The organism is Buttiauxella sp. WJP83, assembly GCF_027594725.1.
Taxonomy (GTDB): Bacteria; Pseudomonadota; Gammaproteobacteria; order Enterobacterales; family Enterobacteriaceae; genus Buttiauxella; species Buttiauxella selenatireducens.
Window position 1 is genome coordinate 539,855 of sequence record NZ_CP110080.1, and the last position, 17,870, is coordinate 557,724.

Sequence of the window (17,870 nt, forward strand, 5' to 3'; positions counted from 1 at the left end):
CCTGTCGGAGATCAACGAGTCTCCCCTTACAATCGCTTAAGGCTTGAACAGCAACACGCTTATCGCTAAGGTAAGCGCGTTTTTTACCTTCCTGGAAAATATCATGGTAACCATCGCCCTTATTGACGACCACCTTATCGTCCGCTCCGGCTTTGCTCAGCTGTTGGGGTTGGAGCCGGATTTTCAGATTGTGGTTGAGTTTGGTTCCGGGCGCGAAGCGTTGGCCGGACTGCCAGGGCGTGGCGTACAGGTGTGTATTTGCGACATCTCGATGCCAGATATTTCCGGGCTGGAACTGCTCGCCCAACTGCCCAAAGGCATGGCGACCATTATGCTCTCGGTGCACGACAGCCCGGCGTTGGTGGAACAGGCTTTAAATGCCGGTGCGCGGGGCTTTCTGTCAAAACGCTGTAGTCCGGATGAGTTGATTGCTGCCGTTCATACGGTGGCGACGGGCGGTTGCTATCTGACGTCGGACATTGCCATCAAACTGGCAGCCGGACGGCAGGATCCATTAACCAAACGCGAACGCCAGGTAGCGGAAAAACTCGCCCAGGGCATGGCGGTAAAAGAGATCGCTACTGAGCTTGGGCTGTCACCAAAGACGGTTCACGTTCATCGCGCCAACCTGATGGAAAAACTCGGCGTCAGTAATGACGTTGGGCTCGCTCACCGTCTGTTTGACGGATGGTGATGCAACCCTTTTTCTCCCGGCTTATCTCCGTGGTCGCCAGCTTTTTTATCTTCTCTGCTGCGTGGTTTTGCCTGTGGAGCATCAGCCTGCACCTGGTGGAACGGCCCGAGCTGGCAGTTCTGCTCTTTCCCTTCGGCCTGCGCTTAGGCCTGATGCTGCAATGCCCGCTCGGCTACTGGCCCGTATTACTGGGGGCGGAGTGGCTGATGCTTGGCTGGCTGGCGCAAGAAGTGGCGCTGGCGCATCTTCCGCTATTGATAATGGGCGGCGTGCTAACCCTCCTGCCGGTCGCGCTGATTTCCCGCTACCGCCATCAACGTGACTGGCGCACTTTGCTCCGTCAGGGTGGGGCACTGGTTGCCGCAGCACTCTTACAGTCAATGCCGTGGATCGGGCAAGGGCAGGAGACGCTGAGCGCGTTGCTGATAACTCTAACAGGCGGTTTAACCCTGGCTCCGACCTGTCTCGTCTTCTGGCACTATCTCACCAGCACCGTCTGGCAGCCGCTGGGGCCGGGACTGGTTTCACAGCCGGTAAACTGGCGCGCCCGCCATCTTATCTGGTATCTGCTGCTGTTTGTGGTCAGCCTGTGGCTACAGCTTGGGTTGCCCGACGAGCTGTCTCGCTTTACGCCGTTCTGCCTGGCATTGCCGATCATCGCCCTGGCCTGGCACTACGGCTGGCAGGGAGCGTTGATCGCCACGCTGATGAATGCGATTGCGTTGATCGCCAGCCAAACCTGGCACGATCATCCGGTGGATCTGCTGCTCTCACTGCTGGCACAAAGCCTGACCGGGCTGCTGTTGGGGGCGGGGATCCAGCGCCTGCGTGAGCTTAACCAATCCCTGCAAACTGAGCTTGCGCGCAACCGCCGCCTTGCTGAACGCTTGCTGGAAACCGAAGAGAGCGTGCGGCGTGAAGTGGCGCGCGAGCTACATGACGACATCGGCCAGACCATAACCGCGATTCGTACCCAGGCGGGTATTGTGCAACGCCTGGCGCCGGGCAATGAAGGGGTGAGGCTGGGTGGGACGCACATCGAACAGTTATCCCTTGGGATTTACGATTCAGTACGCCGCCTGCTGGGAAGGCTGCGCCCACGCCAGTTGGATGATTTATCTCTGAAGCAGGCGATTCGATCGCTGATGCGTGAAATGGAACTGGAAGGCCGTGGGATCGTGAGCCATCTCGACTGGAAAATTGATGAGCTTTCTCTGAGTGAAAGCCAGCGCGTGACGCTGTTCCGCGTGTGTCAGGAAGGGCTGAACAACATTGTGAAGCATGCCAGCGCCAGCGCGGTAACGATTCAGGGCTGGCAGCAGGACGAACGGCTGATGTTGGTGATTGAAGATGATGGCAGCGGCCTGCCGCCTGACTCCGGGCTGCAAGGTTTTGGCCTGGCAGGCATGCGCGAACGCGTGACGGCGCTCGGTGGCACCCTCGCTATTTCCTGTACTCATGGCACGCGCGTCAGCGTAAATTTGCCAAAGCGATACGCATAAGGGCTGACGATGTTCACTTTCCTGAAAGCCCCCTCGGCGGCGAGCCCAATCAGCGATAAAGCTGAAATTGACGCGCGCTATAGCTACTGGCGTCGGCACATTTTGGTCACCATCTGGCTGGGCTATGCGCTGTTTTATTTCACCCGTAAAAGCTTTAACGCCGCCGCCCCGGAAATCCTCGCCAGCGGCGTAATGGCGCGTACCGATATCGGCCTGTTGGCGACGCTGTTTTACATCACTTATGGGTTGTCGAAATTTTTCTCAGGCATTGTCAGTGATCGCTCAAACGCCCGTTATTTCATGGGATTAGGGTTAATCGCTACCGGCGTTGTTAACATTCTTTTCGGTTTCTCCACCTCTCTTTGGGCATTTGCTTTGTTGTGGGTACTGAATGCTTTTTTCCAGGGGTGGGGCTCGCCGGTGTGTGCCCGTTTGCTGACGGCATGGTACTCCCGGACTGAGCGCGGTGGCTGGTGGGCGGTATGGAATACCGCGCATAACGTCGGTGGGGCGCTGATCCCGATTGTGGTTGGCGCAGCGGCGCTGCATTACGGTTGGCGAGCGGGGATGATGATCGCCGGTTCGCTGGCTATTTTAGCAGGGCTATTTCTCTGTTGGCGTTTGCGCGATCGCCCGCAAACTGTTGGCTTGCCGCCGATTGGCGACTGGCGGCACGACGAGCTGGAAATCGCCCAGCAGCAGGAAGGAGCAGGGCTGACGCGCCGGGAAATCCTCTACAAATACGTGCTGGGGAATCCCTATATCTGGCTGCTGTCACTGTGCTATGTCCTGGTCTACGTGGTGCGTGCGGCAATCAACGACTGGGGGAATCTCTACATGTCAGAGACGCTGGGCGTGGATTTGGTGACGGCCAACTCAGCGGTAACGATGTTTGAGCTGGGTGGATTTATCGGCGCACTGGTCGCAGGCTGGGGTTCGGACAAACTTTTCAACGGCAACCGTGGGCCGATGAACCTGATATTTGCCGCCGGGATTTTGCTCTCAGTCGGCTCGCTGTGGCTGATGCCCTTTGCCAGCTATGTGATGCAGGCTACCTGCTTCTTCACCACCGGTTTCTTTGTCTTTGGCCCGCAAATGTTGATTGGCATGGCGGCAGCGGAGTGCTCTCACAAAGAGGCGGCGGGGGCTGCTACTGGCTTTGTTGGCCTGTTCGCTTACCTCGGCGCGTCGCTCTCTGGCTGGCCGCTGGCACAGGTTATCGACATCTGGCACTGGAATGGTTTCTTCGCGGTGATCGCTATTGCGGCGGGGATTTCTGCCCTGCTGTTGCTCCCGTTCCTGAATGCCCAGTCCCCGCAGACTCATCGCGAAGCGTGATGCATCTCACCTTTTTACCCGGAATAACGCCAAACTAAGAAATTTTCCCGGTTTCTCCTGGAAGCCATCTCAGGCCAAAGCCGCTGCTGATTTTTACAATGCCTGCTATCACGCAGGTTTTTAAATCAGGAGTAATCCATGCTGGCCTTACTAAACCAGGTGCGCAAGCCGACCCTGGATCTGCCGCTCGACGTGCGGCGCAAGATGTGGTTCAAACCGTTCATGCAGTCTTACCTGGTGGTCTTTATCGGCTATCTGACCATGTACCTGATCCGTAAGAACTTCAACATCGCGCAGAACGATATGATCTCTACCTACGGGTTGAGCATGACGCAGCTGGGGATGATAGGCCTGGGCTTCTCCATCACCTACGGCGTGGGTAAAACCCTGGTTTCCTACTATGCGGATGGCAAAAACACGAAGCAGTTCTTGCCGTTTATGCTGATCCTCTCTGCCATCTGCATGTTGGGCTTTAGCGCCAGCATGGGGACGGGTTCGGTCAGCCTGTTTATGATGATCGCTTTTTATGCTCTGAGCGGCTTTTTCCAGAGCGCGGGTGGCTCGTGCAGTTACTCCACCATCACCAAATGGACGCCTCGCCGCAAGCGCGGAACCTACCTGGGATTGTGGAACATCTCCCATAACCTGGGCGGTGCGGGTGCGGCTGGTGTGGCACTGTTTGGCGCGAACGTCCTGTTCGATGGCCACGTCATTGGCATGTTTATCTTCCCGTCCATTATCGCGCTGATTGTGGGTTTTATTGGCCTGCGATATGGCAGCGACTCCCCAGAATCTTACGGCCTGGGAAAAGCGGAAGAGCTGTTCAGCGAAGAGCTCAGTGAAGAAGATAAAGAGACTGAAGACGAGTCGATGACCAAATGGCAAATCTTCGTAGAGTACGTGCTGAAGAACAAAGTCATCTGGCTGCTGTGCTTCTCCAACATCTTCCTCTACGTGGTGCGTATCGGTATTGATCAGTGGTCTACGGTTTATGCCTTCCAGGAACTGAAGCTTTCTAAAGAAGTCGCAATTCAGGGCTTTACCCTGTTTGAAGTGGGCGCGTTGGTGGGCACGCTACTGTGGGGCTGGTTATCGGATCTGGCGAACGGTCGCCGTGCGCTGGTCGCCTGTGTTGCGCTGGCATTAATCATCGCTACCCTCGGCGTTTATCAGCACGCCAGTAATCAGTATGTTTACCTGGCATCGCTATTCGCACTGGGTTTCCTGGTGTTTGGCCCGCAGTTGCTGATTGGTGTGGCGGCGGTCGGATTCGTTCCGAAAAAAGCTATTGGTGCGGCTGATGGCATCAAAGGAACTTTCGCTTATCTGATTGGCGACAGCTTCGCTAAGCTGGGGCTGGGAATGATCGCCGACGGTACGCCAATCTTTGGCCTGACCGGCTGGGCAGGGACTTTCGCCGCGCTGGATGCGGCTGCTATTGGCTGTATCGTGCTGATGGCGATGGTTGCAGTGATGGAAGAGCGTAAAATTCGCCGTGATAAACGCATTCAGCGTTTAGCGACGAGCTAAAACGTTGAAGGGTTTGCTGGGTCGAGGATTCAGCAAACCCGCATGAAAAAGGTTACAGGGACTTAATCATTCGCACTTCGCAATCCACATGCCCGGTGCAGCCCAGTGGCTCAGAAATATGTTCAAAGCCCAGACGTTCATACAGCGCAATGGCTTCAGTCAAAAACGCAGTGGTTTCCAGATAGCAGCGATTAAACCCTTCTTCGCGGGCATAATCCATCGCCTGTATCGCCAGACGTTTTGCCAGACCTTTACCCCGCACTACCGGCAGGAAATACATCTTCTGCAATTCACAAATATCCGGCTCGCTGCACGTTAACGGTGCGACGCCACCGCCGCCAACCACTTTGCCGTCCAGTTCTACAATCCAGAAAGCATGCCCTGGCTGGCTATAAACTTGAAACAACTCATCCAGATTGGGATCGGCAACGGTGTATCCTTTGTCGGCGGTTAAGCCGTATTCAGCAGAGACTGTGCGGATAACTTGGGCGATAGCCGGATTGTCGTGGGCGGTTATCCGGCGCAGTGCGATTTCAACCGGAGCAGCAAGATTCATAGCGTGACTCATTAAGGATGGGGTAAAGACAGCTCATTTTAATACCACTGAGAAAGTTAACAAGCAAGTTCCTAAAGTGTTTTGTCGTTCCCGTTTCGGAGTATTGTGCAGGGGGGAGTTGTGGTTCAATGCTCATTGGCAAGTTTTTTATTAATAATAAAACAATATAAATGGATTCAGTCCATAAGGAAATATATGTCTGAAATACAAACGGAAATAGAAGAAACGTATTCCAGAAGTCTGGTGTTTCATGGGACGGGTAAGGGATATTTCAAAATATGGATAGTCAATGTGCTCTTAACAATAGTGACCCTGGGCGTTTATGGTGCATGGGCTTTAGTCCGGTCAAAACGTTACTTATATAATCATACTGAGCTTTCTGGATCGCGTTTTGATTACAAGGCGACGGGCGGTACAATATTTGTTAGTTGGTTATGCCTGTTGATTTATATTTTTGCTCTTGAGGGGGCTCTCATTGGTCGCCATTCGCTAACGGCTGCGGCTATGGCGTTATTGTTAATTCTATTTTTACCCTATTTATTAGTGCAAAGTATTCGTTATCAGATGCAGTCCACCACATTGAACAACGTGCGTTTTAACTTTAAATGTTCAGGTTTTAAAGCATGGTGGGTGATGCTGGGATGCCCATTATTAATGGGGTTCGGTGTCGGTTTGATCTGCGTTTTGATCATGAGTACTTGTAGTTCAGCCACACTCTTTGACATGCAGCGCATCATCATTACGGCGGTTATCGCGGTATTAGTCGGCATTCTGGGGATGGGGATTATTCAGGGAGTTGCAACTGCGCTTGGGCTGAATCTATTATTCAATAATTTAAGCTTCGGCAAGCAAATATTCAGCTCTGACATTAGTTTCAAAAAATGTATTACTATTTGCCTGATTAGCATTTCATTGATGATTCCTTTCATACTGATTGTATTGAATCTAGTATTACCAGCTTATCTTGAAATAGCCTCTATGGCATTTCTGGATAACCCAGAGCGATTAGCCGAAAAAATGAATTCATTGCAGGCAACGATGGCAGTGGCCTACTTGATTTATCTTTTTGGTATAATCATTTGCGCAAGTTTTCTCTACGTTAAGATGCGTAATTATTATTATTCTGCCGTTGTGCTAAGTGGCCGTGTTGCTTTCCGTTCAACCCTGACCATCAGTGGATTTATGGGGCAGGTAATCATCAATCTTTTGATCACAGTTTGTACACTCGGCTTTGGTTATCCGTGGGCGCGAGTTCGCTACTGCCATTATCTGGCACAAAACACTTGGATTGACGGTGATTTAGATTCTCTGAATCTGGAAGATCATGACGATAAAATTGCCACAGATATTGTGAGCCGCCTTTCTCGTGGCCTGGTACCAAATATTAGCTTGTAGCCATAAAAAAGGCCGGGGAATTTCCCGGCCTTTTATTGCGTGAATGACTAAGATAAGAATGATTGATGCAGGGGGCATATTTCATTGTGAATATTTAAAAGTGCTATTCGAGTCATGTTTCCTGGTGCAGAATTCACTTATCGTTGGTTCCATTCTGTTGTCTTTATTTATGAATGATTAAACCATCACGCAAAGGAATGTTTCATGAACTCAGACATGTTGTTATCAATGCAATTGCCTCTAAAAGTTTTCGCTACGTATCATCAGTTTAATGCCCTTAATGAAGATGACATGCAATGTGGCGATTTAAACGACATGGATATGCGTAGCCTGGGCCTACAAGATATATCTGCAAAAGTAGATCCTTACAGGCTAATAGCTTTCGAATCTCAACCTTTTATACTCGATGATTCCGGTTTTAATCCACAATATCCAGCAGGAAGAGCTATTAGCCACTATGAGTGTGCGAATATTCTCTTTGATGAAATGAAAGAGTTGTCTCACTCTTTTGCCTTTGGAGATTATGGTGAGATTATTATTGATTTGATTGATCATTTTCATTACAAGCAAGGGCAGGATTATCAAAGCCTTCTGTTAGATAAAGCATATACACAAATCATAGAAGGAATTGGTACAAATGAAACATTAATGAAAATAACTAATGAAATTGATAGCCATTTGATAAGACGAAGTAATGTTTTGTTTAATTTAAATGACTTGCAGAGTTTAAGGTTTATTATAAATAAAACAGTATTACCTAAATTTAACCGATGGGAGGATAGATATAACGGGCTTGGTATCAGTGTGCATGATATCTACGCCCAAGAGATAGAAATTGTTAATCTACATAGGTATGCTCAATCTTGGGACGCGATGCTTTATTTTAAGGCTCAAGATCACTTTGGATTAGGCAGAGAGGATATTAATAAAAGTCTATACAGGTGTTTCCGCTTTTTTAGAATCTGGTTCTTTTTACAGCGCCATGAACGTTTTGCTTTTAAACCTTTTTTTACTAACTTCAGCGCTCATGTTCATACCCGGGGTGGGATGTGATTATGTTTGATGCGATTGTTAATTAAGAAATAGTTATTGGTGAACGTGAGATAATGAAATCAATGAAAACTGTTTATAAAATTATAGCTATTGGTTTGTTTGTCACACCTTTTTTATATTATTTATGGACATTGCGTCCTGTTGAAATACTGAGCGAGGAAGCTTTGTATAATTCAGATCCTCAGGGAGTACATGGGCTTTTCATTGGTAATGAAAGTGGTTTTCCGGGTGGTTATTATTACAATGTGGTTGTTGACCATTTACCATTAACAAAATGGGATCAGGTGCATTGGTATATTGTAATGGAATCTGAGATTAAAGTATCTCTTCATATTCCGGATAAAATCGCTCACCATATTTCGATATGGGACGTCGGAGGTGGCTTCATTAACCCTCATCGTTCAGGTGATGGTGATTTAGTTTGTTTCAGAAACATAAAGTCAGAAAACAATTGTATCGAGAAAAACCATCGCCTTTCTATTGATGTTTCTGAATATGGCCAGGAGAAATTTGATTTTAGCAGCGATGACCGAACGTGGATATTAACGAAGCAAGGTGAGTTGGTTACTTATGAATAAAAAAGCCGGGGAATTTCCCGGCCTTTTAACTTTCAGCTAATCCAATTACAGCGCGGCAATCACTGCCTGCTGCTCAATCAGTTTTGCTTTTGCATCGGCGAAAGCCACCATGCGCTCACGCTCTTTAGCCACCACATCTGCTGGTGCACGTGCGACGAAGCCTTCGTTAGACAACTTGCCTTCGATTTTGCCAATCTCGATTTCGATCTTCGCAACTTCTTTAGCCAGACGCTCAATTTCAGCGGCTTTGTCGACCAGGCCTGCCATTGGGATCAGCAGTTCTGCACCGTCGATGATTTTGGTCACTGAAACCGGGCCTTTATCATCAGCAGGCAGCAGGGTGATGCTTTCCAGACGTGCCAGGTTTTGCAGGAAGGTACGGTTCGCGTTTACGCGACGTTCCGCTTCTGCACTCACGTTACGCAGCAGCACTTCCAGCGGTTTGCCCGGAGCAATGTTCATCTCAGCACGAATGTTACGCACTGCGGTGATTGCCTGCTTCAGCCACTCGGTATCAGAGAACGCCGCTTCGTCATCCTGAGCGCTGTTATACGCCGGGAACGGTTGCAGCATAATGGTATCGTCGGTGATGCCTTTGAAGGTTTTCACACGCTGCCAGATGGTTTCCGTGATGAATGGAATGATTGGATGCGCAAGACGCAGCAAACCTTCCAGCACGTTGATCAGCGTATTACGCGTACCGCGCAGTTCCGCCTCACTACCGCTGTTCATGACCGGTTTTGTCAGCTCCAGATACCAGTCACAGAACTGGTTCCAGGTGAATTCATACAGAATGTTGGCCGCGATATCAAAGCGATAGGTGTCCAGCGCTTCACGGTAGGCTTTCACTGTGCGGTTGAATTCCGCCAGAATCCAGCGGTCTGCCAGCGACAGAACCATTTCGCCGCCGTTAAAGCCGCAATCCTGGTCTTCGGTATTCATCATCACGAAACGGCTGGCGTTCCACAGCTTGTTACAGAAGTTGCGATAACCTTCCAGGCGCTTCATGTCCCAGTTGATGTCGCGACCCGTAGAGGCCAGCGCTGCCAGCGTAAAGCGCAGTGCGTCGGTGCCGTGTGGTTCGATGCCGTTCGGGAATTGCTTCTCGGTACGTTTGCGGATTTTCTCAGCCAACTGTGGCTGCATCATGTTACCGGTGCGCTTCTCAAGCAGGTCTTCCAGGGAAATACCGTCAACCATATCCAGTGGATCGATAACGTTACCCTTGGACTTAGACATTTTCTGCCCTTCGTCATCACGGATAAGACCGGTCATGTAGACGGTTTTAAACGGAACCTGTGGCTTGCCGTCTTCATCTTTGATGAAGTGCATGGTTAGCATGATCATGCGCGCAATCCAGAAGAAGATGATGTCGAAGCCGCTGACCATCACGCTGGTCGGGTGGAAGGTGCGCAGCGCTTCGGTATTCTCAGGCCAGCCTAAAGTGGAGAACGTCCACAGACCGGAAGAGAACCAGGTATCCAGAACGTCTTCGTCCTGGTTAAGCGCAACGTCGTCGCCCAGGTTGTTCTCAGCACGCACTTCCGCTTCGTTGCGGCCTACATACACGTTGCCATTGGCATCGTACCAGGCCGGGATGCGGTGACCCCACCACAGCTGACGAGAAATACACCAGTCCTGAATATCGCGCATCCAGGAGAAGTACATGTTTTCGTATTGCTTCGGCACGAACTGAATGTCGCCTTGCTCAACCGCTTCAACGGCAACTTTCGCCAGTGGAGCCGTGCGCACGTACCATTGGTCGGTCAGCATCGGTTCGATAACCACGCCGCCACGGTCGCCGTAAGGAACGGTCAGATCGTGTGGTTTGATCTCTTCCAGCAGACCCATTTCTTCGAATGCAGCAACGACAGCTTTACGTGCGGCAAAACGTTCCAGTTTCTGGAACTGAGCCGGGATCTCGTTACCATAAACGGTAGATTCTTCACCGTTGGTATCAAACACTTCTGCCGCTTCACGGATATCACCGTCGAAGGTCAGGATGTTGATCATTGGCAGAGCATGACGGCGGCCAACTTCGTAATCGTTAAAGTCGTGTGCAGGGGTGATTTTTACACAGCCGGTGCCTTTTTCCATGTCTGCGTGTTCGTCGCCAACAATTGGAATAAGACGGTTAACCAGCGGCAGCATCACGAATTTACCGATCAAATCTTTGTAACGCGGATCTTCTGGGTTCACCGCTACGCCAGTATCACCGAGCACGGTTTCTGGACGAGTGGTAGCAACAACCAGGTAATCTTTGCCGTCAGCGGTTTTCGCGCCGTCGGCCAGCGGATAACGCAGGTGCCACATAGAACCTTTGGACTCGCGGTTTTCTACTTCCAGATCGGAGATAGCGGTACGCAGTTTCGGGTCCCAGTTTACCAGGCGCTTGCCGCGATAAATCAGGTCTTCTTTGTACAGGCGTACGAACACTTCTTTCACCGCGTTGGACAGACCTTCGTCCATGGTGAAGCGTTCGCGCTCCCAATCTACGGAATTGCCAAGACGACGCATCTGACGGGTGATGGTGCCACCAGACTCTGCCTTCCATTGCCAGATTTTCTCGATAAACGCATCACGGCCGTAGTCGTGGCGTGTTTTACCTTCTTCGGCGGCAATTTTGCGCTCTACGACCATCTGGGTCGCGATGCCGGCGTGGTCAGTCCCCGCCTGCCACAGGGTGTTTTTACCCTGCATGCGCTGGTAACGAATCATGGTATCCATGATCGTCTGCTGGAAGGCGTGACCCATATGCAAGCTGCCGGTAACGTTCGGCGGCGGGATCATGATGCAGAAGCTTTCCTGGCTGGTGTCGCCATTTGGCTTAAAGTAGCCCTGCTGTTCCCAGTGCTCGTAAAGCGGCTGTTCGATATCTTGCGGGTTATATGTCTTTTCCATTGTCTGCTATGTCGTTCCCGGCGGGGTATGAGTCGCCGTAGTCAAGTGGAAACCAGCAACGCGATACGCCTTGTAGCGATCGCGGGCCAGTTGTTTCTGGGATTCTTCGTAAGGTACGAAGTCTATCACTTCATGGAAAGCGGTGGCAAAATCTGCGAACTGCGGCAAAAGGCTAATCAGTAAATCGCGTGGTGAACTACCACGTCGCTGCGGCCAGGCCAATTCTACCGGAGCACCATAACGCGGGCCTTCACCGGCAAGATTATGCGGGACAAACGCATGTGCGTCGCGCTGCCAAAGTGCTTCATCCAGACGGATAGCTTGTTGTTCATCAACACAAGCAATCAGCAGGCGTTTCCCTGCGCGAAAGCTTTCTGCCGCCAGTTCACACACCAACGCTTCAACGGCATTCAACTCCCCTGAGGGCGTGTCGTTGTCGAGCAGGTAGAACGTCGCGTTTTTCATTTGTGCTGCTTCTTATGTTCAATGTGGACGCCCTCACCCTAACCCTCTCCCCCAGGAGAGGGAACTTTCTTTTCCCCCTCTCCCTTGAGGGAGAGGGCCGGGGTGAGGGGGGATTTCGTCGTTAGTCTTCGCCGTTAAACCCTGAACGATTTAACAGGAATTGCGACAGTAACGCCACTGGACGGCCGGTCGCACCTTTGGCTTTACCTGAACGCCAGGCCGTACCTGCGATATCCAGGTGAGCCCAGTTGTACTTACGGGTAAAGCGTGACAGGAAGCAAGCCGCAGTAATTGCGCCACCAGGGCGGCCACCAATGTTTGCCATATCAGCAAAATTGGAGTCCAGTTGATCCTGGTATTCATCGGCGATTGGCAGACGCCACGCACGGTCACCGGCTTGTTCGGATGCACCGATCAGTTCGTGCGCCAGCGGGTTGTGGTTAGACATCAAACCGGTGATGTGGTGACCCAAAGCAATCACACATGCGCCGGTCAGAGTTGCCACATCGATAACCACATCTGGCTCGAAGCGCTCAACATAGGTCAGCACGTCACACAATACCAAACGGCCTTCTGCGTCAGTGTTGAGCACTTCGACAGTTTGGCCGGACATCGTTGTCAGCACATCACCCGGGCGATAAGCACGTCCGCCAGGCATGTTCTCACAACCCGCCAGAACGCCAATCACGTTAATCGGCAAGTTAAGTTCTGCAACCATGCGCATAACGCCGTACACAGAAGCGGCACCGCACATGTCGTATTTCATCTCATCCATGCCTTCGGCAGGTTTGATGGAAATACCGCCGGAGTCGAACGTCAGGCCTTTACCGACCAGCACGATTGGACGCACATCAGGATCGGCGCTGCCTTTGTATTCGATGACAGACATCAGTGATTCGTTCTGGGAACCATCACCTACCGCGAGGTAGGAGTGCATGCCCAGCTCTTTCATCTGCTGTTCGCCGATAACACGAGTGACGACGTTTTTGCTGAAAGAATCTGCAAGCTGGCGCGCCTGGGATGCCAGGTACGCTGCGTTACAGATGTTCGGTGGCATATTGCCCAGATCTTTTGCTGCTTTAATACCGGCAGCAATGGCCAGACCATGCTGAATAGCACGTTCGCCGCTCGTCAGCTCGCGACGGGTTGGCACGTTAAAGACCATTTTACGCAGCGGGCGACGTGGCTCGCTTTTGTTGGTCTTCAACTGATCGAAGCTATACAAAGACTCTTTTGCCGTTTCCACTGCCTGGCGTACTTTCCAGTAAGTGTTACGACCTTTAACGTGCAGTTCGGTCAGGAAGCAAACGGCTTCCATCGAGCCAGTATCATTTAGGGTATTGATCGTTTTCTGGATAACTTGCTTATACTGACGCTCATCCAGTTCACGCTCTTTGCCACACCCAATCAGCAGAATGCGCTCTGAAAGCACGTTCGGAACATGGTGAAGCAATAAAGTTTGACCGGGTTTTCCCTCAAGCTCACCACGGCGCAATAAGGCGCTGATGTAGCCATCGCTGATTTTATCGAGTTGTTCGGCGACCGGGGACAGGCGACGCGGTTCAAAGACTCCCACAACGATGCAGGCACTACGCTGTTTCTCGGGGCTACCGCTTTTTACACTGAACTCCATGCACTACGCTCCTGAATCTTAAAGACAACAACGGTGGCTACAGCTAGAATTGCAAGCTTTCGTAACTCATGTCCGCGGTTGCGATGACTTCGTGTTAATCTTACGAGTATGTTTTTACAGTTTCGGCGACGTTAATTAAATCACTTTGTGCCAGAAACAGGCTGAGCTTATTAATCTTAGCGATGTTTTCGACGACTCAAGAGAATAAATGACGTATAAGCGATGAAACAAGCGATTTTCCTGCAAAAAGACTCGTTTTCACAGGCGTATTTAATGTGATTATCATAAGATATCTGGTTCGGGAGACGTTCAAAAGCCAACTTGCGATCCTCTTCATCCTGCTGCTGATCTTCTTTTGTCAGAAGCTTGTCAGGATCCTTGGGGCGGCGGTTGACGGCGACATTCCGACAAATCTCGTTTTCTCTCTTTTAGGGCTGGGCGTGCCTGAAATGGCGCAACTTATCCTGCCTCTTAGCCTTTTCCTTGGGCTACTCATGACGTTTGGCCGTCTGTATACCGAAAGCGAAATCACGGTAATGCATGCCTGTGGCTTGAGTAAAGCGGTGCTGATCAAAGCTGCAATGATCCTCGCACTCTTTACTGGCGCGGTGGCTACCATCAACGTGATGTGGCTCGGCCCGTGGTCTTCACGTCATCAGGATGAAGTGTTGGCGGAAGCCAAAGCTAACCCTGGTATGGCTGCTCTGGCACAAGGGCAATTCCAGCAAGCGACCGATGGCAGCTCAGTACTGTTTATCGAGAGCGTCAACGGTTCAAGCTTCAAGGATGTGTTCCTTGCGCAATTGCGCCCGAAAGGTAATGCACGTCCCTCTGTCGTGGTGGCTGATTCCGGCCATTTATCACAGCGGCCAGATGGCTCTCAGATTGTGACGCTCAATACCGGTACCCGTTTTGAAGGTACTGCGATGCTGCGTGACTTCCGTATCACTGACTTCCAGGATTATCAGGCGATTGTTGGGCACCAGACGGTAGCGCTTGATCCCGATGATTCCAGTCAGATGTACATGCGCACCTTGTGGGCAAGCGATGCACCGAACGCCCGCGCAGAATTACACTGGCGCCTCACGCTGGTGTTGACCGTATTTATCATGGCGTTGATGGTTGTTCCGTTGAGTGTGGTGAACCCGCGTCAGGGTCGTGTGCTTTCGATGCTGCCAGCCATGCTGTTGTATTTGGTGTTCTTCCTGCTTCAGACGTCCCTGAAATCCAATGCGGCGAAGGGGAAAATCGACCCAATGATTTGGATGTGGTTGGTTAACCTGGTCTATTTTGCCATCGCAGTTGTGCTCAATGTGTGGGATACGGTGCCGATGCGTCAGCTACGTGCACGCTTTAGCAAAACACGAGGAGCAGCATAAATGTTTGGTGTTCTCGACCGTTATATCGGTAAAACCATCTTCACCACCATCATGATGACGCTGTTCATGCTGGTGTCGTTGTCGGGCATTATTAAGTTTGTTGACCAGTTGAAAAAGGCCGGTCAGGGCAGCTATTCGGCGATGGGCGCTGGGGTTTATACCGTCCTGAGTATCCCAAAAGACATCCAGATTTTCTTCCCGATGGCCGCACTTCTTGGAGCGCTGTTGGGGCTGGGAATGTTGGCACAGCGTAGTGAGCTGGTGGTCATGCAAGCCTCCGGTTTTACCCGTATGCAAATCGCATTGTCAGTCATGAAAACGGCGATTCCGCTGGTGTTGCTGACGATGGCGATTGGCGAATGGGTTGCACCGCAAGGTGAACAAATGGCGCGTAATTACCGTGCACAACAGATGTACGGTGGTTCTTTGCTGACGACCCAACAAGGTTTATGGGCGAAAGATGGCCATAGCTTTGTCTATATCGAACGTGTGAAAGGTAACAACGATCTCGCAGGCGTTAGCATCTACAGCTTTAGCAAAGAGCGACGTCTGGAATCAGTGAAGTATGCTGCCTCCGCGCAATACGATGTGGAACACAAGGTATGGCGATTGTCTCAGGTTGATGAATCTAATCTCAGCGACCAGAAACAAATTACCGGCTCACAGACTGTCAGCGGCGAGTGGAAAACTAACTTAACCCCAGACAAACTGGGCGTGGTAGCACTTGACCCTGATGCGCTATCGATTAGCGGCCTGAATAACTACGTGAAGTATCTAAAAGCCAGTGGGCAAGATGCCGGGCGTTATCAGCTCAATATGTGGAGCAAAATCTTTGCGCCACTCTCTGTCGCGGTCATGATGTTGATGGCGCTGTCGTTCATCTTCGGCCCGCTGCGTAGTGTGCCGATGGGGGTGAGGGTCGTCACCGGTATTAGCTTTGGTTTTGTGTTCTATGTGCTTGACCAAATCTTTGGCCCACTGAGTCTGGTGTACAGCATCCCGCCGATTTTGGGGGCGTTGCTGCCAAGCGCGACTTTCTTCCTTATCAGCTTATGGTTAATGATGAAGCGCTCCGGCTAATACCCTTCGTCTTTCGAGCTGCATTTTTGTCGTCTTTATTTGAATCAGCTTGGGTATAGAGGCTATACCCAAAATAATTCGAGTTGCAGCAAGGCGGCAAGGGAGCAAATCCCCAGGAGCTTACTTGAGTAAGTGACTGGGGTTTGTGAGTGAAGCCAACACCGCTGCAACTTGAAGTATGAAGGGTATTATTAACGTTTTCTCCCACCCATAATACTCCCCAACACTCCCCTAATAATTTGATTCGTCACCTGGCGTGCAGCAGTTTTCGCCATGGTTTGCACCACGCCATCTTTCTTGCCGCCTCGTGGCCCAGTCGTACCAAACAGAATGTCTTTCAGCCCGCCAAGAATACCGCCATCAACCGCAACCGACTCGCCTTTTGCGGGCGGTGCATTTTGCTGTTCACCCGCTGACTGAACACCTTGCTGTAAGCGCTCATAGGCGGATTCCCTGTCGACAGTTTCATCGTATTTACCGTACAGCGCAGAATGATTGAGTAACCCGTTACGCTCGTCGTCGGTGACAGGCCCCATGCGTGAACAAGGTGCTATCACCATGGCGCGTTCAACGACCGTTGGGCTGCCTTTTTCATCCAGTAAAGAGATCAGCGCCTCGCCGGTTCCCAACTCCTGAATCGCTTTCTCGGTGTCGAATTTAGGGTTTGCCCGCATGGTTTGCGCGGCGGTTTTTACCGCTTTCTGGTCCTTTGGCGTAAAGGCACGTAACGCATGTTGGATACGATTACCTAACTGCCCGAGAATAGTGTCAGGAATGTCCGACGGGTTTTGGGAAACGAAATACACCCCAACCCCTTTGGAGCGAATCAGGCGAATAACCTGCTCGATTTTATCCAGCAGAACTTGCGGCGCATCGTTAAACAGCAGATGCGCTTCATCAAAAAAGAACACTAATTTGGGCTTTTCCAGGTCGCCGGCTTCTGGCAACTGTTCATAGATTTCTGAAAGCATCCACAGCAAACTGGCGGCATACAGCTTCGGCATCTGATAAAGCTTTTCGGCTGACAGAATATTGATAACGCCTTTACCGTTGGCGTCGGTACGCATCCAGTCTTTGATATCCAGCATCGGTTCGCCAAAGAAATATTCGGCACCTTGTTGTTCAAGCTGCAACAGCCCGCGTTGAATAGCGCCAACCGAAGCGCTGCTGATATTGCCGTACTGGTTCTGGAATGATTTAGCGTTATCACCGATGTACTGCGTCGCGGCGCGCAAATCTTTAAAATCGAGCAGCAATAGCCCCTGGTCATCAGCAATACGGAAGATAATTTGCAACACGCCCGCTTGTACCTCGTTGAGATTGAGCAGGCGTGAAAGGAGCAATGGACCAAGGTCAGATACTGTTGCGCGAACCGGATGACCTTTCTCACCAAAAATGTCCCACAACACCACCGGATTATTGTGCGGTGACCAGTCCGTCACGCCAATTTTTGCCAGTCGTGCGAGCAGCTTTTCAGACTCCACACCTTCTTGCGCAATACCGGTGAGGTCACCTTTTACATCCGCCATAAACACCGGTACGCCAATCTCTGAAAATGACTCAGCCAGTTTTTGCAGCGTCACCGTTTTGCCTGTGCCGGTCGCACCGGTTATCAGCCCGTGGCGGTTTGCCATACCGGGCAGCAAATGCAGTTCTTGTTCAGTGGTTCTGGCAACCAGGAGCGGTGCAGTCATGATGATTTCCCTGTGGCGACATTTCCATAAGCATAGCAATTGCATACAGAACGTCATCAGCCAAAATCCTGG

General features: G+C 51.0%; 14 protein-coding genes. 9 read left to right on the forward strand and 5 right to left on the reverse strand.

Annotated features, from left to right (window positions below; translation table 11 throughout):
• Nucleotides 1-103 precede the first annotated feature (103 nt).
• The 4 genes from uhpA (at nt 104) to uhpT (ending at nt 5,064) form a co-directional block, all read left to right on the forward strand.
• Entirely contained in the window at nt 104-694 is a 591-nt protein-coding gene (gene uhpA, locus OH773_RS02590; protein ID WP_183270754.1) for a transcriptional regulator UhpA, read from the forward strand.
• Nucleotides 694-2,196 carry a signal transduction histidine-protein kinase/phosphatase UhpB gene (gene uhpB / locus OH773_RS02595; protein ID WP_270142724.1) on the forward strand — a complete coding sequence of 501 codons (1,503 nt, stop codon included), beginning with the start codon at nt 694-696 and terminating at the stop codon, nt 2,194-2,196. The genes uhpA and uhpB overlap by 1 nt, the downstream gene beginning before the upstream one ends.
• A 9-nt stretch (nt 2,197-2,205) precedes the next feature.
• Nucleotides 2,206-3,534 (forward strand): MFS transporter, encoded by a 1,329-nt coding sequence (locus OH773_RS02600; RefSeq protein WP_270142726.1) that lies wholly within the window; start codon nt 2,206-2,208, stop codon nt 3,532-3,534.
• A 138-nt stretch (nt 3,535-3,672) separates the two neighbouring features.
• A complete protein-coding gene (gene uhpT, locus OH773_RS02605; protein WP_270142728.1) occupies nt 3,673-5,064 on the forward strand; it encodes a hexose-6-phosphate:phosphate antiporter in 1,392 nt (463 codons plus the stop codon).
• 52 nt (nt 5,065-5,116) lie between these two features.
• Here uhpT and OH773_RS02610 read toward each other — a convergent pair whose 3' ends face one another.
• Nucleotides 5,117-5,620: a GNAT family N-acetyltransferase gene (locus tag OH773_RS02610; RefSeq protein WP_270142730.1), complete on the reverse strand. Its 504-nt coding sequence runs from the start codon at nt 5,618-5,620 to the stop codon at nt 5,117-5,119.
• A gap of 195 nt (nt 5,621-5,815) precedes the next feature.
• Here OH773_RS02610 and OH773_RS02615 point away from each other — a divergent pair, with 195 nt between their 5' ends.
• The 3 genes from OH773_RS02615 to OH773_RS02625 all read left to right on the forward strand — a co-directional run bounded on the left by OH773_RS02615 (nt 5,816) and on the right by OH773_RS02625 (nt 8,646).
• Entirely contained in the window at nt 5,816-7,015 is a 1,200-nt protein-coding gene (locus OH773_RS02615) for a YjgN family protein (RefSeq protein ID WP_270142732.1), read from the forward strand.
• A 204-nt stretch (nt 7,016-7,219) separates the two neighbouring features.
• On the forward strand, nt 7,220-8,068 hold the full coding sequence (locus OH773_RS02620) for a DUF3289 family protein (RefSeq protein ID WP_270142734.1): 849 nt from the start codon (nt 7,220-7,222) through the stop codon (nt 8,066-8,068).
• Between the two features lie 53 nt (nt 8,069-8,121).
• Nucleotides 8,122-8,646 (forward strand): DUF943 family protein, encoded by a 525-nt coding sequence (locus tag OH773_RS02625; protein WP_270142736.1) that lies wholly within the window; start codon nt 8,122-8,124, stop codon nt 8,644-8,646.
• Nucleotides 8,647-8,691: 45 nt separating this feature from the next.
• Here the strand turns inward: OH773_RS02625 and OH773_RS02630 are convergent, their stop codons facing one another.
• The 3 genes from OH773_RS02630 to pepA form a co-directional block, all read right to left on the reverse strand.
• Nucleotides 8,692-11,547, reverse strand: coding sequence for a valine--tRNA ligase (locus tag OH773_RS02630; RefSeq protein WP_270142738.1), 2,856 nt, complete (start codon nt 11,545-11,547; stop codon nt 8,692-8,694).
• A 6-nt stretch (nt 11,548-11,553) separates the two neighbouring features.
• On the reverse strand, nt 11,554-12,012 hold the full coding sequence (locus OH773_RS02635) for a DNA polymerase III subunit chi (RefSeq protein ID WP_183270747.1): 459 nt from the start codon (nt 12,010-12,012) through the stop codon (nt 11,554-11,556).
• Between the two features lie 121 nt (nt 12,013-12,133).
• The gene (gene pepA, locus OH773_RS02640; protein ID WP_270142741.1) at nt 12,134-13,645 is read right to left on the reverse strand and encodes a leucyl aminopeptidase; all 1,512 of its coding nucleotides are present in this window, start codon (nt 13,643-13,645) and stop codon (nt 12,134-12,136) included.
• A 275-nt stretch (nt 13,646-13,920) separates the two neighbouring features.
• Here pepA and lptF point away from each other — a divergent pair, with 275 nt between their 5' ends.
• Both lptF and lptG read left to right on the forward strand, forming a co-directional pair.
• Complete coding sequence (lptF, locus tag OH773_RS02645) at nt 13,921-15,024, forward strand: LPS export ABC transporter permease LptF (RefSeq protein ID WP_183270745.1); 1,104 nt, start codon at nt 13,921-13,923, stop codon at nt 15,022-15,024.
• Nucleotides 15,025-16,104, forward strand: coding sequence for an LPS export ABC transporter permease LptG (gene lptG / locus OH773_RS02650; protein ID WP_270142744.1), 1,080 nt, complete (start codon nt 15,025-15,027; stop codon nt 16,102-16,104).
• A 191-nt stretch (nt 16,105-16,295) separates the two neighbouring features.
• Here the strand turns inward: lptG and OH773_RS02655 are convergent, their stop codons facing one another.
• Nucleotides 16,296-17,798 (reverse strand): helicase HerA-like C-terminal domain-containing protein, encoded by a 1,503-nt coding sequence (locus OH773_RS02655; protein ID WP_270142746.1) that lies wholly within the window; start codon nt 17,796-17,798, stop codon nt 16,296-16,298.
• Nucleotides 17,799-17,870: the final 72 nt, after the last annotated feature.

Coding starts and splice junctions, on each gene's coding strand:
- uhpA (WP_183270754.1), top strand. CDS start 104: ATGGTAACCATCGCCCTTATTGACGACCACCTTATCGTCCGCTCCGGC.
- uhpB (WP_270142724.1), top strand. CDS start 694: ATGCAACCCTTTTTCTCCCGGCTTATCTCCGTGGTCGCCAGCTTTTTT.
- OH773_RS02600 (WP_270142726.1), top strand. CDS start 2,206: ATGTTCACTTTCCTGAAAGCCCCCTCGGCGGCGAGCCCAATCAGCGAT.
- uhpT (WP_270142728.1), top strand. CDS start 3,673: ATGCTGGCCTTACTAAACCAGGTGCGCAAGCCGACCCTGGATCTGCCG.
- OH773_RS02610 (WP_270142730.1), bottom strand. CDS start 5,620: ATGAATCTTGCTGCTCCGGTTGAAATCGCACTGCGCCGGATAACCGCC.
- OH773_RS02615 (WP_270142732.1), top strand. CDS start 5,816: ATGTCTGAAATACAAACGGAAATAGAAGAAACGTATTCCAGAAGTCTG.
- OH773_RS02620 (WP_270142734.1), top strand. CDS start 7,220: ATGAACTCAGACATGTTGTTATCAATGCAATTGCCTCTAAAAGTTTTC.
- OH773_RS02625 (WP_270142736.1), top strand. CDS start 8,122: ATGAAATCAATGAAAACTGTTTATAAAATTATAGCTATTGGTTTGTTT.
- OH773_RS02630 (WP_270142738.1), bottom strand. CDS start 11,547: ATGGAAAAGACATATAACCCGCAAGATATCGAACAGCCGCTTTACGAG.
- OH773_RS02635 (WP_183270747.1), bottom strand. CDS start 12,012: ATGAAAAACGCGACGTTCTACCTGCTCGACAACGACACGCCCTCAGGG.
- pepA (WP_270142741.1), bottom strand. CDS start 13,645: ATGGAGTTCAGTGTAAAAAGCGGTAGCCCCGAGAAACAGCGTAGTGCC.
- lptG (WP_270142744.1), top strand. CDS start 15,025: ATGTTTGGTGTTCTCGACCGTTATATCGGTAAAACCATCTTCACCACC.
- OH773_RS02655 (WP_270142746.1), bottom strand. CDS start 17,798: ATGACTGCACCGCTCCTGGTTGCCAGAACCACTGAACAAGAACTGCAT.